This window comes from Streptomyces mashuensis (assembly GCF_014654785.1).
In the GTDB taxonomy this organism is placed as follows: Bacteria; Actinomycetota; Actinomycetes; order Streptomycetales; family Streptomycetaceae; genus Streptomyces; species Streptomyces mashuensis.
Genome location: NZ_BNBD01000003.1, coordinates 100,373 through 113,408, shown reverse-complemented (window position 1 = coordinate 113,408; position 13,036 = coordinate 100,373). Strand labels below are relative to the sequence as shown.

Genomic DNA, 13,036 nt, shown 5'->3' with positions numbered 1-13,036 from the left:
AGGGCCTCCTAAAGGTTACTCATGCCCGCCAGAAAGGCGGAAAGTTCCTCACCCGATGCGAAGTTGGATTCGCGTTTCGCGGGCTCGGGCTGGCCGGGCCGGCGGATCGGATCGGGCGGCGTCAGGCCCTGGCTCTCGGAGGAGTGGGCCTTGAGGAAGAAGAAGTTCGCCAGTTCCAGGGAGTCGGATATGCGTGCGGAGAGGTGTTCCTGTACGGACCACGTGGCCGACTCGTCGAATGCGGCCAGAAGTGCGGACCGTCCGGCCTTGCCCATCAGTGCCTTGATCAGCACGCTGATCCGGCGGAGAGACAGCTGCCCCCGCCAGAGGCCGAGCAGGTCAATGCCGAAATGCTCAAGCAAGTCGGCTTCGAGTTCGTCCGGGTACTGCTGGATCACCCGGACGGTCTGGATTAGTTTCCCGAGTCGGCCTGACCGGCCGCCTGGGCGACCTTGTCGGCGAAGACGGGGAAGTCCTCAAGGGTGCTGTCCTCGTGGGCCGTGTAGGTCTTCCACTGCGTGACACCGAGAATGAGTCGAATCGCTTCGAGCTCGTCCTGGGCTTCCAGGAGGGCGACGGGCAGCTTGCGCGGCGCCGGCACGGTAAACGTCAGGCCGTGGTGCTCGAATGAGGTCGGCCGGTTCTCCGCTTCCTTCTTAGCGGCCGGCTCAGTGGCAGGGGTGGCAGCAGTCATCGCAACTCCAGGGGACAGCAGGGGGAAAGTAAGTGGGGGCCGGGGATGAGAGCCCTCCCCGGCAGGGGCGTCGACGGGCTAGACCGTCTTGGGTTTGACGTCGATCACGAGGGTTCCGGCGGCAGCCTCGGTGGTGCCGTCGCCGGCCTTGATCTCGTACGAGCCGGCCGGGCAGTCGCTCGCGACGGTGAGCGGGATCCGCGCGTCGCCGCGCTGGTCGGTCTGGCCGGTCGCCGCCGTGATCTTGTCCGTGCCGGTGGTAACGGTGATGGCGGTGCCAGGCTTGAAGCCGGACATGCTCACGTAGGTGATCGCGCCGGGGGCGACCGTGTCCGCTTCGAGGTCCGCCGCGGCCACCTTCGACGGGGGCGTGCTGCCGTCCTTGAGGTCGTCGGTGGTCAGCACGTAACCGAGCCGGCCGGAAGCGTCCAGCGCGTCGATCGTCAACTCGAACTTCCCGCTCTCCTGGCGCTGGAGCTGGATGGCCCCGCGATCGGCCACCATGGCGCGTTCGATGACGGCTCTGTTCTGCACGCCAGCCTGGCCCCAGTCCACGACGAGGGAGATTTCCTCGAGGTTGGGCGTGGAGGACAGGTTCAGGCGCCACGTGCCCGGGATTTCCTTCCATACGCCGGAGGGGTCCTTCTCGGTGGCCTTTTCCCACTTCGCGCCATAAAAGAGCTCGGTGGTCGCAAGGTTCGTTTCAAGGAAAGTTGCCTTCACCTTGAAACTGGCCTCCTTTACGTTGTAAAGGACCGGGACGGCTGCCTGCCAAACCTTCACAGGGTCGCTGGAAATCTCCGGCGTGATGGTCACGCCGCCCTCATCCACGTACCCGAGGGGGGTATACCCATCAGGGGCTACGCCCTTGACGCCGCATGACGTCGGAGGGTTCGGCTTCGGACCCGTCTTCGGGATCGGTGCGAAATAGACTGCGCCCTCAGGGGCGAAACGAATGCGGCCCGAGTCGTTACCGCGAGTGTCAACGGCTATGAGGTGCCTCCTGGTTCAGGCAATAAAAAAGCCCCCGTCTGGGGGGTGATCAGATTTGTATGTAGAAGGCGGCTATCTCGCCGCTGTAGACGTGCTCGCGGGATACGGAGTCCGGCTCGTACCGGGGAGCGCTGACCTCCGCGACGTCGAGGAACTGCACGCCGGCAACGACCGCACCAGGCGCGCGCTCCAGCAGGTGCTCCCGCAGCGCGAACGCGAGGGCCGCGGCCTCGCCACGATCGGGGTGGAACACCGCGTACTCGATGTCCGAGCGGTCGGCCCGGTCGCGGACGCGCCGGAAGCCCCCGCTGTGCTCGAAGTAGATCGTGACCTGCCCAGGTTCCCGGCCGACCAGGTCGCCGGACACGTGCTCGCGGAACTCCGGCACCGTCCGCAGGTACCGGACCAACAGCCCGACAGGGTCCTGTCTCACTCGTCCCTCGCTCGTTCCAGGGCGCGCTTCAGGAAGCGGTTGCCGCGGTGCCGGCCGCCCTTGCGGTCCTTCCAGCCGCCGTCAAGGTCGTGCCACAGCGCGTGGAACACCCGGCGGTCCTCCTCGACCACGACGTTGCCGCGCCACCCGGTGGCGTCTAGGGCGACGACCGCCGCGAGGTTGTTCCGGATCGCGTTCCAGTTGTTCTTCGTCCTGCTGCCGCGCGGCGCCAGGCCCTGAGCCACGGTCTTGACCGTCTCGGTGTGGAGTGTCACCGCGTTGCGCACACCGTGGGAGCGGAGCAGTTCCCGCTCCCACGTGGTGTTGAGTTCCACCCGTGCTCGAGCTCCCATCAGTGCTCCACCTCCCAGGCGTTGACCCTGACGTGTCGCAGGCCGCCGGTACCCCACACCATCGGGGCACCGTCCACCTCGTACCAGCGCCCCCCGATCAGGAGCCGATCCGCCGACTCCACCGTTGCCCCGGCGGGCAGGTAGACGCGCAGCCGCCGCTGCGCCGTCTCGCGGGCCGGGCTGCGAACCTCGAAGGAACGGTCCGGCTGGACGGAGGCCCGCCCCGACCAGTGCCGTGTCCGCTCGGGCGGCAGGGCCCAGTCCCGCTTGCGCGTGTAGGCGGATTCCACCAGTGGGGCGCGGTGCACCTCGACGTGGTCGGGAAGCATCACGGGCCCCACCTCGTCAGAGAGATCGAGCCGAGCTTCGGGCGGTACCGCTTCAGCGCGGCCCGGGAGGCCGGCGACAGGGCCTGGGCGGACGCCGCCGCCCCGTACGTCACCTCTACGTCGCCGGTCCGTTCGCTCAGGACGCCCGGCTGCATCGCCAGCCACCGGATCACCTCCGAGCAGATGACGGCGCGGATGCCCGGGGCGTCTTCGTCGTACCGGCCGCCGCAGTAGTCCTGGACCAAGGCGGAGGCGTCATCGATGAACGCCTCGACTCTTGCTCGTTCCTCGGCGTCGATGGGGCGTCCGAGTCGTACGGCTACGTCTTCGACCGTGGTGGGTATGGCGGCAACTCCTGTGTCTAGCTGTCTCGTTCGCTCAATCCGGTATCGTGTTCGGTGCAGGCGAGCGCCAGACTCCACCAGATCCTGGAAGCCCACCAGTCCTGGTATTCGCCTGCGTCAAAAACCCGATTCAGAAAGGCAGTTCTGCGGTGAAAACACTTCACCCGCCTCGCTCAGAGGTGGAACTAACAGGTCGACTGGCGACCTGCCGTCTGAATTGGAGCTACCTTGAGTTCTACGCAGCCGGGATGCGGCAGTAACCACCGCGTCTACGCAGTCATCATGGTCTTCCAGACGTCCGTCATCCTCGGCCTCTTGGCCGGCATCTTCATGGTGGCGCTCGGGATGCAGCCGGTGCCCGCCGTGGGTGTCGGTGGCGGGGCCTTGGTGGCGACCTTCACGGCGGGCATGACCGCCGTCGCCTACATCAGCCGCAACAGCTAGGTGACCGATGCGGTGGTTCGGCCGGGAGTGAAATCCCGGCCGAGCCGCACCATGATGCAGAGGGGAGTGACGGGCAACAGTTACGCGGCCGGGGCGAAGTCAGCCTGTGTGAGGCGCCGCTTCTGGTCGGCCTTCGTGTTGTGGTCGGCCACTGCCTTCTCGACGCCCGTAGCCACCAGCAGCTGCTCGGGCCTAATGATCTTGGCGTCGTAGATGATGCGGGACTTGATCGCGGCGGTGAAGGACCGCTCCGGCTGGTAGGCGGCCATCTCCGCGAAGGGGACCACCAGGCTGGTCGCCGCGGTGCTGCCCATGAACATGTCGATGCTGCCGAAGGCGTCGTGACGGCGGCCCTTGACGAGCTTGTTGTCGGCCGGCCGCTCCTTGCCCAGGGTGTTGGACACGCGCACGGGGATGCCGAGGATGCTGCCGATGACGCCGGACGGCATGACCGCGCCGCCGCCGAAGTGCGAGGCGTCGATGAACTTGGGGTCGCGCAGCAGCAGCGACCGCAGGCGCGGCGAGATGAAGAGGAACCGCGCGCCGGGGGCTCCCTTGAGGTCCAGGTTCTCCAGCATCCGGACGACGTAGTCGTACGGGCCGATGTACTCCGCCTCGCGGGCACCGAGGTCGTTGTAGCTGATCGTGTCGATCTTGCCGTGTAGCTGGCCCGGGGCCTGGCCCTCGACGGGGGTGCCGTCGGTCTTCAGCTCGACGCCGTTGAGGTCCTTGCCGTCAATGGCCGCGGTGATGGTCTGGGCAAGCACGCGGTCGATGACGACGGCGGCCTGCCGGCCGCGCTGGCGGACCAGCTCGGACATCAGTTCCACGCCGCCCTTGGTTTGGAGCTGGTGGAGCTTGTCGATCTCGATGTGGAACGACGATCCCTTGCCGACGGTCATCTTGATGTACTCAAGAGCGGCGTGATCCCGGTCGCCGATCTCCCCGTACGCCCGGACCATGCCCTTGTCCTGGACGACGTCCACGAAGTGGGGGATACGGACAACGTCGCCCTCGCGCCGGAACTCCCCCTCGAAGCTGCGATTCGTGATCTCGGCCGAGCCGAGGATCAGGGACTCTTCGAGGTCCTGGAGGAGCTGCGCCGTCCAGACTTCGGGGATGAAGTGCCCCGCGGTCGTCTGGAGCTTGCCCGCTCCAGGGTTGTTCCCGGCCTGTGTCTCAAAAGCCATAAATCTCCGTGCAAAAGGCCGCCCGTGGGCGGTCGGTCAAAGCAAAAAAGGGGTCGGGGCTACGCGTAAAGAAGGGCGTTCAACTTGCCCGCCGCTCGGGCCTCGTTGATCTCGCGAGGCGACATGCGGGACAGGTCTTCCCGAGTCAGTTGGTCGGCAGCCGAGCCGCCCTGGCGGCCCAGACCCAGGCCCTGGGCGAAGGCCGGCGTCCGCGCGGCGGGGAGCGAAGAGACGAAGTCACCGATGCGGGCCGTATCCGGTGCGCCGTCCTCCCCGACGAAGGCGTCTAGCCGGAGGAAGTCCTGGGCGGGCAGCTCGACGCCGACCGCCGCGGCGTGCGCCCGGAGCTCGGCGTGTACGAGCTGGTGGTTGATCTCCGCCATCGCCGCTGTCCGGCCTTCCTGGCGGGCCGCGGTGACCGCCGCCTCCGCGTCCGCCGCACTGGTCTGCCGGACTGTGTCCAGCTCCGCGGAAAGCGCCTGGTACCGCGACCGCAGCGTGCCGAGCTCCGCCTCCAGCGAAGCGACATCAGCCGCGCCGGTCGGCTGGCTCGCGGTGGAGTCGGCAGGGTGGGGGGTGTCAGTCATGGGATTGTTCCTCCGGAGTCGTCGAACAGGCTAAGCCGCCTTCGCGTATGCGGACTTGCTCTTGCGGGCGGCGTTTCCGGCATTGCCCTGCGGTGCCGCCTTGGCGGCCTTCTCGGCCTCTCCGGGCTTGCCGGCGGGGGTATGGAGCGCGGCCTTCTCCGTCTGGGTCTGGTATTTGTCCACACGCTCCATGTCGGTCTTGGCTTCCTCCTCCAGCATCGCATCGAACCGCTCGATCTGCTGGGGCGTATAACCGGCGTCGGCCCAGAGCTGCTTTTTGGGGACGTCGAGCATCTTGAGCTTGAGGAGGGCGTCAATATGCTGTGCTTCTGTACGGTGTTCCGGGTCGCGCCACATGACTTCGGCGTCCCAGGCTTCGGCCCGTGCCTTGTCATGTTTGACGAGGAACGCCAGCCGCATCACCTTCTCCCACGACTCGCCGAAGTGAAGCATTCTCTCGCGGGTTTTGGATATCAGGCCGGCCTCGGCTGAAGTGATAGCCTCGCCGCTCGGTGCCTGGCCGCCGTTGAGCAGGAAGTAATGGAAAGGAATTCTACTGATACTCGCCATGTGCTGGACGAGCATGTTGATCAAGTCGACGTAATTCGAGAGGTCGGCAGCCTCGAACTGACCCCACTTGGTGTTCGGGTCCTCTGCTTGCAGCAGTTTGTCGACAGCGACCTGAAAGGGCTCGACAGGGGTGCCGTTGGCGTCCTCGACGATCTCAAGACCGCTGACCCAACGCTGAGGCCAGGCCGCATACTCAGACGCCACCAGAGCGTCCGCGGTCACCTTATTGATCGCGTCAGCCAGGGGGATGACGGTCGCCAGGTCCGACACCGGCTCGCCGACCAAGCGGCTGCGGTTGGTGATCGGTACCACGGGCACGACCTGGAGCGGGTTGGGCTCCGACTCGGTGACCGTGAAGGTCAGGCCCTCCGGGTTGCCCTTGTGAACGCCGTCCGGGAGCCACAACGTACAGTGCGCGCGGCCCCAGTCGTCGTAGAAGAACTTCGCGCCGGCTTCGAGCTCCCGGCGGCTGCCGGGCTTGTACTGCACGACGGTCGTCTCGGCCGACTCGATACTGATGACCGGCTCGCCGTCCTCGTCGGCCCAGACCACCGCGTAAGCCGTGCCCTGGATCATCGCGTCCAGGTGAGCCGAACTCGATTCGGCGTCCAGGAAGTTCCGCTGCCAGATTTCGCGGGCTGCTTTGTCAGCAACCGGTTCGTCCGTCATGCGGAATCCGTCGATGGCTAGGCGCTCGTTGACGCTGTCCGCGATCAGGCCGCAAAAATTGTCGTTCCACTGCTCGAAGACGCCGGCGAACGCATTCTTGTACTTCGCCTGTGCGAAGAGCATCCTCTGGTGATCGCCATCGTAATAGGCACCGTACTTCTTGAAGAGGCCCACCCGTGACTGGAGCTTGGAGTAGAGGAAGTCCATCCACTGCTGCGGAGTCTGTGGTCGTCCGTCGACGTTGACGGCGCCACCCGTGGTGGCAGTCATAAGGCCCCTTTCTGCGCATGGGGCCTTACTCAGAACCCAACAACTCGCCTGCGATGGCTGTGCAGTCGACCGTCAGCAATGGCGTCTGCCCGTCCCTCAAATGCCAGGATGGCGCACACCGCAAGGTCGATTTTGCGTCGTGATCTCGGACTGTCTTTCTGGATGAGAGTTCCCTGGGGAACCTCTCTCGTCACCGCGTTCAGGACGTGCCGGGTAAGACGCGGGTCTCCGTCGTGGCTCAAATCGCCGACCGCCGCGGCCGAGTGGAACCTTTCGATGGCCTCGCACATCCGGGTCGGCCGGTTGGTCCAATATTCGAAGACACGGTCGTCGCCGAACGTCAAGGCCCACCTACCGATGGCTTCCTGGAAGAACGGGGGGTCGCAGTACGCCCAAGCGACGTCGTAGGTCGCGAATGCGCGGTGGATGGCGGCCTCGACCGCGAGGACGTCAATCTCCCAGTCCGGAGGGGCCTTCTCGGGCTTCTCCCAGACGTCGATGACGAAGAGCCGGCCGTCCCGGAGTCGGCAGCCGACAACACCTGACGAATCGTTGAAGAGGCTTCCGTCGAAACCGATGCTGATCTTGTCGCCCGGCTTGATGGGGTCGGAGTGGTCGACGCACGCGTCCCAGACGGACTTGTCCATCCATGAGCCGTCGGAGGAGAAGATCTCGTCCAGGTAGAACCGCCTGGCGTTCGCCTCGGAGGTCCGGGGGTCCTGGATGGCCTCCACCAGGCCGTCGATGTCGACCCACGACGAGTCGCCGTACGCCTCGACCAGGCCGGCCCGCAGGGCATCGGCGTCCTTGAGGTCGATCCCCGGGGGTGCTTCGAGGCAGTCGTACAGCAGGCCCTTCGACCCGGCGAGGTGCGCCTCGTGGGTCCGTTGGGCGACGCTGCCCTCGCTCGGCGAGTACGCGTTCGTCGACTCCAGCAACCTGCTGCCGGCGCCTGCCGTCTTGCGGACATTTCTGTCCAACACGTCGTATACGTGTATGCCTTGGTTCGACTCGACAAGATGGTGCGATTCGTCCAGGCATACGAACGTCTGCCGGGCGCCCTCCAGGCCGCGGGAGCTGGCGGTGACCGGGCGGATAGAACCGGGTCGGCCGCTCTTGAACTGGACGAGGGTCTTGCCGATGTCGAGCGCGAACTCCTTCTCGGCCGGGCTCTCTGCGAGCATGCCGCGGATCGCGTCGTAGACGTTCGCCGTCTGGTCGATGCTCGTGGCGGCCAGGTTCACCAGCGGCAGAGGGACCGGCTTGCCGATCGGGTGGAGCTCCGGCCCGGTGTGCGGAACGCCGCCGCAGGAGGCGCACGCCTCGCCCTCGGCGGCCCAGTGGGAGAAGCGGCAGGGGCCGATGAACTCCACGATGCACAAAGCCGCCAGAAGCGGGCTTTTACCCCACTAACCACCCCTTGGAGCGCCGCAGGCACCCCGAGGAGTAGACCCACCTCCCGTTCTCGTCAACCGCGAACCAGTGGGCGAGGAATCGTATCTGCTCGTCGCTGAACCGCCAGGGAGAACCGGCACGTTCGCCGTCCGGCTGGACGATGTAGCGCTCGGCCCATCCCAGGATCTCCCAAGCAAGGGTCCGTTCGGGCATCCGCTGGGGGATGTTGCCGGTCTGCGGCACACGCCCCCCTCACTGACCTACGAGGCGGTGAACGCCTGCCGGTACCGGTCGATGCTCGTGACGCCCCGCGGGGCTTGCTGTACGTCTTCGTGCTCTTCGCGTGCCTGCTGGTCGAGGCTCATGCGAAGGCGGGCCCTGTCCTCGACCGTCGCGCCCCACCGGCCGACGCGCTGGCGGAGCTCGCCGGCGACTCGGGTGTCGCCGAGGAAGAAGGCGTCCGCCAGCTTCACCGCGATCTCGAGTTCGGCCCAGTCGGTTTCGGCCCAGTGCTGGGTCTGTGGCGACGAGGACCAGGTCTTCCAGAAGCGGCGGGCGCCGGCGGTCTGGATGCCGAGCGACTTCGGCAACTCGCGACCTTCAGCGGGAGCTGCGGTCAACGGGTGCGTGCCCAGCGCGTGTGAGGTGTTCCTGCGGATCGCGTTCGGCTTCGGAGCCGGTCCGCGGCGAGCTACCACTACAGCTTCACCGCCTTGGGGTTGATGTCGTGGAACTCCGCCAGGTCGTCCAGCTCGGACTGCGCCTCGCGGTGCCACCGCCGGGTCTGTGCCGCCCGCAGGGGCTGGCGCGGTGTGGTCGGCGGGAAGGGGCAGGTGCAGGGGCGGCACAGGCCGTCGCAGTCGGCGGACATGACGAGTCTCCAGCTGAATGAATTAATGAATGCACCGGCTCAACCGGTGCGGTCCTCGTAGGTCTTCGTTCGGTGGCAGGGCCGGCACAGGGTGCGAAGGTTCTCCAGGGCCCAGGTGCCGCCACGGGCGACGGGCAGGATGTGGTCCACCTCCAGCTGCTGCCGACTCCCGCAGCCCTGGCAGGTGAAGCGGTCGCGGGCCAGAGCGCGGGACCGCCGGGAGGCGGCGTCGCCGGGACGGTTCCTGTTGCGTGCCGAGACGCAGGTGTTCCAGTTGTGGGGACGCCTGTGGCTTGCGCAGCGGCCGGTGTGCTGAGCCACGGAGATGCAGCCGGCCACCAGACAGATCTGTTTGGCTCTGGGTATGGGGTGCACCTCCGTGGCGCGAATTGGGGATGCACCGTGCCGGTGAACCCTGGAGCCCCGGAGGTTGCGTATCTGGCTCCGGGGCTCCGTTCTCTCTGGATCTCTGACTGGAGAGACTTGCTCGATCAAACAGGAGATCAACAGGGAGAAGCATTCAATGATCTTCTACTTCAGTGCTGAATTACCTGTTTCAGCGTTCGACCTCGTTTCACTCGGTCTCACTATTAATGTCGGTGTCCGGAGAAGCGTTTCGGACGCCGAGATCCGGAAGTGAGATGTAGGTCACAGGTGGCGTGTGCCTGACACCTCAAGGTTGTTGTGCGCGTGATCTCAAAGTTGACCGGTACCCCGCCCCGCCGCTAGCGTTGCAGATCTCACAGCAGCCCGGGGCGACCGGAGACTGTCCACCCGGAGGACCCGTGCCTTTCGAGATCCTGCCGTCGGTAGAGGTTTTGCTCGACCTCTACTACAAGGAGAAGCTGGACCAGGTGCAGATCGCCAGGATCTACGGCGTCTCCAAGCAGGCCGTGTCCATCGCGATGTCCGGTTACATGACCGAGACCCCGGCGGCAAAGGTCGCTTCCCTCATCCCCTGGGAGATGGCGGATGGGGCGCATCACAGGAAATACGAGTCCAAGCGGGTCAAAGCTCTCATGCGCCGCCGGATGATGGACACCACGCTCACTCAGCAGCAGAGGAAGTGGGCCGCGGGCATCGCCCGCCGCTTCCCTGGCGAAGTCCTCGACTACGACCCGGCGTCGCCCGACGGCTTCAAGTGGGTCGAGCGAACGGAACGCGACGGTGGGCTGTTCTTCCGGTGGCCGGCGGGCAAGGAGCTGCCAACCGGCGAGGAAGACCTCCGCTTGATAACGATCAAGAGCCCGGTGGAGGAGAAGAAGGAGCAACTGGCGCTCGAACTGGCCATCGCCAAGGTCGCCGAGGGGAAAGACGAGAAGGCCGCGGTGAAAGAGGCCGTCGCCGAGGTCGAAGCGCAGGGAGAATAAATTCATGCAGAGAGCCGCCACCCCAGCAGGGTGACGGCTCTCTCCGTTGCTCGGGGGGTTACCAGCCGACGAACGGTTGGTCGGCGGGCCTGGTGGCGTGCTGAACACCCTCGGTGGGGTCGAGCATGATCTTGCCTGCGGTGCGGCAGGTGCGGCCTTCCTCCACTGCCATATGGGCCCACACGGCGCTCTCCAGGCTGTGAACCACGCCGATGATGGGCTTGATGCGCCCGTCCTTCGTGTCCCGGAACAGCTGCTCCATCGACGCCATCAGGGGGTACGGGTGCTTGGGGTCGGAGAATAGGTTCGGGAGCCAGAAGCCGCTGACCGTCCGCGAGCCGCTGACCAGCGCGTTGAGCAGCCTCGGCTCCTCCTTGCGTGCGCCGCAGCCGAAAACGGTCATCCTGCCCAGCGGCGCCAGCGCTTCCAGCGTGGGCATGAGGGTCGGGCTCCCCGCGACAGCCATGGCCGCGTCAACCGGCCCGCCGGCGGCGTCGAGGATGCGCTCGGTCAGGTCGTCGGTGGTGGAGGTGTCCACAACGGCGTGCGCACCGAGGTCCCGGACGATCCGCTTGCGGTGCTCGCCGTTCTCCAGCGCGATCACCTTCCGCCCGCCGCCGAGGGCAAGCTGAAGCGCCAGGGAGCCGAGCCCCCCTGCCGCGGCCGGGATCAGGATCGTCTCGCCGAGCTTCACCTGGAGCCTGGTGAACAACATGTGCCAGGCCGACTGGCCCCACAACGCTAGGGCGCACGCCTGATCGTCCGTGATGTAGTCCGGTACGTCCCAGGTGAGGTTCGAGGGGACGAGGGCCTTCTCCGCGTACGCGCCGCTGCTCACCAAGGCGACGACCCGGCGGCCGTCCGGCGCGATGCCCACGAGCTCGCAACCAGGGATGAAGGGGTATTCCACGGGCAGCAGGTGCCCGTTCTCCCGCATGGAGATGTCCGCGAAGTTCACGCCGGCCCGCGTCACCGTCACGAGCTCGTGGCCTAGCACCGGAGTGGGCTCTGGGACGTCTGCCAACCGGAGCGCCCCAAGATCGCCCGGCCTCTCCACCACGATGGCTCGCATCGACAACTCCACATGCTCTTGTGTTACCTGATGCGAAGCTTATCCGGGTTTCCCCGGGAGGTTAAAAGGATCTTCATGGACGGGTAAAGCGGCCTCCGATTCTTGATCAGTTGCGTCATGCATGCATGATCAACTCTAAATGATCTTCGACCGCCGGCGCAGCCATTATGGGGAGTCGGCCGGAAGCGGCACCCCTTGGTCGGGGGTGCGCGGCCGTGTGTAAGATCGCGGTTGACCGGTAACCCGAAATTGGGAGGTTGATCATTTTCGCCTCCCTCGTCCAAGGGGGGACAGCCGATGCCGCAAGCATCCGTCGTGCAGCGCCGCCGAGTCGTGCTGGACGACAACTTGATCTCGTTCGCAGACCTGCCGTTCCTTGAGTACCGTCTCGTCCTTTTGACCACCGGCATCCTGATCACGGAGGCCCGGTTCGACGAGACCGCGTGCTACCGCGTCTTCACCTCAGACCTTGCCGACGAGGACGACATGGAAGAACTCGCGGTCTTCGAGCAGGAGCGGGACCTTTCACTCACTGAGAACGCCATAACCTTCGAGTACGTGTCGTGCCCCCACCCCGCTCTGCCAGGAAGCACGTGGCACACCCACCGGTTGATTGTCCGCACAATGGATGGAGCAGCTTGAGCATCGAAACTCAGCCCCGCAGCGTCTCGCAGGCGCAGCAGTACGAGCAGTGCGGCTGGAGGTACTACCTACAGCGGGTCGAGCGAGTGCCCCCGCGGCCCGCAGCATGGTCGCACCACGGCACTGCCTTCCACGCTGCGGTAGAGGCGTATGAGCTGTCGGAGCGCACTATGCCGGCCGACCAGGCCGTGCAGCTCTTCAGCGACCGGTACAGCGCGCTGGTCAACGCGGGCCTGGAACGGGAGCCGGACACCGACAGGTGGCTGGCCGCCGGCCTGCCCGGGGGCGCCGACATCGAGAGGCGGTACCGCCTGGGCCAAGATCAAGTGCGCGCCTACGTCGACTGGGCCGAGGCGCATCCCACCGAAACGTGGAAGACCCCCGAGGACAAGCCGGCGCTCGAGCTGTACTTCCTGGTCGAGCTCGGCGGAGTGAACGTCCGCGGATACATCGACCAAGTCGTCCAGGACCCGGACGGCGCGCTCCGGCCGCGCGACTGGAAGACCGGTACCACGAAGTCCCGGTTCCAGCTGGAGGTGTACACCGTTGCCCTGCGCAAGGCGTACGACGTCGAGGTCAACAAGGCCGACTGGTACCTGGCGAAGAACGGCGGCCTCAGCCGTCCGCTCAAAATGGACGCCATCACCGAGGAGCAGGTCGCTGAGCGATTCGTCGCGATGGATGCCGGCGTGAAGGCAGGCGACTTCCCGCCGCAGCCCGGATTCCAGTGCCGATTCTGTGACGTATCCCACGCCTGTTTTTTTAAGTCAAACTTGTCCGGTAACCTAAAATAGAAATCGCAAAGCCAGG

At 65.9% G+C, this 13,036-nt stretch carries 19 protein-coding genes; 4 read left to right on the top strand and 15 right to left on the bottom strand.

The annotated features are described in order from the left end of the window. Positions 1-8: 8 nt before the first annotated feature. From IE305_RS09800 to IE305_RS09770, 7 genes are all read right to left on the bottom strand, one after another. Positions 9-398 carry a hypothetical protein gene (locus IE305_RS09800; RefSeq protein WP_190129112.1) on the bottom strand — a complete coding sequence of 130 codons (390 nt, stop codon included), beginning with the start codon at positions 396-398 and terminating at the stop codon, positions 9-11. A gap of 14 nt (positions 399-412) precedes the next feature. Next, positions 413-694 (bottom strand): hypothetical protein, encoded by a 282-nt coding sequence (locus IE305_RS09795; protein WP_190129111.1) that lies wholly within the window; start codon positions 692-694, stop codon positions 413-415. A 78-nt stretch (positions 695-772) separates the two neighbouring features. Then, positions 773-1,687, bottom strand: coding sequence for a phage tail tube protein (locus IE305_RS09790; RefSeq protein ID WP_444546160.1), 915 nt, complete (start codon positions 1,685-1,687; stop codon positions 773-775). Between the two features lie 49 nt (positions 1,688-1,736). Continuing rightward, on the bottom strand, positions 1,737-2,120 hold the full coding sequence (locus IE305_RS09785) for a hypothetical protein (RefSeq protein ID WP_190129109.1): 384 nt from the start codon (positions 2,118-2,120) through the stop codon (positions 1,737-1,739). Continuing rightward, entirely contained in the window at positions 2,117-2,473 is a 357-nt protein-coding gene (locus tag IE305_RS09780) for a hypothetical protein (RefSeq protein ID WP_190129108.1), read from the bottom strand. Before IE305_RS09780 ends, IE305_RS09785 begins: the two co-directional genes overlap by 4 nt. Then, positions 2,473-2,805 carry a hypothetical protein gene (locus tag IE305_RS09775; RefSeq protein WP_190129107.1) on the bottom strand — a complete coding sequence of 111 codons (333 nt, stop codon included), beginning with the start codon at positions 2,803-2,805 and terminating at the stop codon, positions 2,473-2,475. Before IE305_RS09775 ends, IE305_RS09780 begins: the two co-directional genes overlap by 1 nt. Beyond that, the gene (locus IE305_RS09770) at positions 2,802-3,242 is read right to left on the bottom strand and encodes a head-tail connector protein (protein ID WP_229890780.1); all 441 of its coding nucleotides are present in this window, start codon (positions 3,240-3,242) and stop codon (positions 2,802-2,804) included. Before IE305_RS09770 ends, IE305_RS09775 begins: the two co-directional genes overlap by 4 nt. 186 nt (positions 3,243-3,428) lie before the next feature. Here IE305_RS09770 and IE305_RS09765 point away from each other — a divergent pair, with 186 nt between their 5' ends. Further along, positions 3,429-3,590: a hypothetical protein gene (locus tag IE305_RS09765; protein ID WP_229890779.1), complete on the top strand. Its 162-nt coding sequence runs from the start codon at positions 3,429-3,431 to the stop codon at positions 3,588-3,590. An 80-nt stretch (positions 3,591-3,670) separates the two neighbouring features. On the opposite strand, the gene IE305_RS09760 is transcribed toward IE305_RS09765, so the two are convergent. From IE305_RS09760 to IE305_RS09730, 7 genes are all read right to left on the bottom strand, one after another. Next, positions 3,671-4,780, bottom strand: coding sequence for a phage major capsid protein (locus IE305_RS09760; RefSeq protein WP_190129105.1), 1,110 nt, complete (start codon positions 4,778-4,780; stop codon positions 3,671-3,673). Between the two features lie 59 nt (positions 4,781-4,839). Continuing rightward, positions 4,840-5,367 (bottom strand): hypothetical protein, encoded by a 528-nt coding sequence (locus tag IE305_RS09755; RefSeq protein WP_190129104.1) that lies wholly within the window; start codon positions 5,365-5,367, stop codon positions 4,840-4,842. Positions 5,368-5,397: 30 nt separating this feature from the next. Further along, positions 5,398-6,876, bottom strand: a complete 1,479-nt coding sequence (locus IE305_RS09750; protein ID WP_229890778.1) for a phage portal protein — start codon at positions 6,874-6,876, stop codon at positions 5,398-5,400. Between the two features lie 29 nt (positions 6,877-6,905). Continuing rightward, the gene (locus tag IE305_RS32920; protein WP_229890777.1) at positions 6,906-8,249 is read right to left on the bottom strand and encodes a terminase large subunit domain-containing protein; all 1,344 of its coding nucleotides are present in this window, start codon (positions 8,247-8,249) and stop codon (positions 6,906-6,908) included. A gap of 282 nt (positions 8,250-8,531) precedes the next feature. Further along, positions 8,532-8,969, bottom strand: coding sequence for a phage terminase small subunit (locus tag IE305_RS09740; protein WP_444546159.1), 438 nt, complete (start codon positions 8,967-8,969; stop codon positions 8,532-8,534). Further along, entirely contained in the window at positions 8,969-9,142 is a 174-nt protein-coding gene (locus tag IE305_RS09735; protein ID WP_190129102.1) for a hypothetical protein, read from the bottom strand. The genes IE305_RS09740 and IE305_RS09735 overlap by 1 nt, the downstream gene beginning before the upstream one ends. A 39-nt stretch (positions 9,143-9,181) precedes the next feature. Further along, positions 9,182-9,463: an HNH endonuclease gene (locus tag IE305_RS09730; RefSeq protein ID WP_190129101.1), complete on the bottom strand. Its 282-nt coding sequence runs from the start codon at positions 9,461-9,463 to the stop codon at positions 9,182-9,184. A 464-nt stretch (positions 9,464-9,927) separates the two neighbouring features. Between IE305_RS09730 and IE305_RS09725 the strand changes: the two genes are divergently transcribed. Then, positions 9,928-10,512: a hypothetical protein gene (locus IE305_RS09725; protein ID WP_190129100.1), complete on the top strand. Its 585-nt coding sequence runs from the start codon at positions 9,928-9,930 to the stop codon at positions 10,510-10,512. 58 nt (positions 10,513-10,570) lie between these two features. Here IE305_RS09725 and IE305_RS09720 read toward each other — a convergent pair whose 3' ends face one another. Next, positions 10,571-11,584: a quinone oxidoreductase family protein gene (locus tag IE305_RS09720; RefSeq protein ID WP_190129099.1), complete on the bottom strand. Its 1,014-nt coding sequence runs from the start codon at positions 11,582-11,584 to the stop codon at positions 10,571-10,573. A 333-nt stretch (positions 11,585-11,917) separates the two neighbouring features. On the opposite strand from IE305_RS09720, the gene IE305_RS09715 reads away from it, so the two are divergent. Both IE305_RS09715 and IE305_RS09710 read left to right on the top strand, forming a co-directional pair. After that, complete coding sequence (locus tag IE305_RS09715) at positions 11,918-12,226, top strand: hypothetical protein (protein ID WP_190129098.1); 309 nt, start codon at positions 11,918-11,920, stop codon at positions 12,224-12,226. Next, the gene (locus tag IE305_RS09710) at positions 12,223-13,020 is read left to right on the top strand and encodes a RecB family exonuclease (protein WP_229890776.1); all 798 of its coding nucleotides are present in this window, start codon (positions 12,223-12,225) and stop codon (positions 13,018-13,020) included. Before IE305_RS09715 ends, IE305_RS09710 begins: the two co-directional genes overlap by 4 nt. Positions 13,021-13,036 lie beyond the last annotated feature (16 nt).

Excerpts from the sequence above, each read along its gene's own strand:
- IE305_RS09760 (WP_190129105.1), bottom strand. The coding sequence starts at position 4,780 with ATGGCTTTTGAGACACAGGCCGGGAACAACCCTGGAGCGGGCAAGCTC.
- IE305_RS09780 (WP_190129108.1), bottom strand. The coding sequence starts at position 2,473 with ATGGGAGCTCGAGCACGGGTGGAACTCAACACCACGTGGGAGCGGGAA.
- IE305_RS09735 (WP_190129102.1), bottom strand. The coding sequence starts at position 9,142 with ATGTCCGCCGACTGCGACGGCCTGTGCCGCCCCTGCACCTGCCCCTTC.
- IE305_RS09765 (WP_229890779.1), top strand. The coding sequence starts at position 3,429 with ATGGTCTTCCAGACGTCCGTCATCCTCGGCCTCTTGGCCGGCATCTTC.
- IE305_RS09755 (WP_190129104.1), bottom strand. The coding sequence starts at position 5,367 with ATGACTGACACCCCCCACCCTGCCGACTCCACCGCGAGCCAGCCGACC.
- IE305_RS09795 (WP_190129111.1), bottom strand. The coding sequence starts at position 694 with ATGACTGCTGCCACCCCTGCCACTGAGCCGGCCGCTAAGAAGGAAGCG.
- IE305_RS09750 (WP_229890778.1), bottom strand. The coding sequence starts at position 6,876 with ATGACTGCCACCACGGGTGGCGCCGTCAACGTCGACGGACGACCACAG.
- IE305_RS09720 (WP_190129099.1), bottom strand. The coding sequence starts at position 11,584 with ATGCGAGCCATCGTGGTGGAGAGGCCGGGCGATCTTGGGGCGCTCCGG.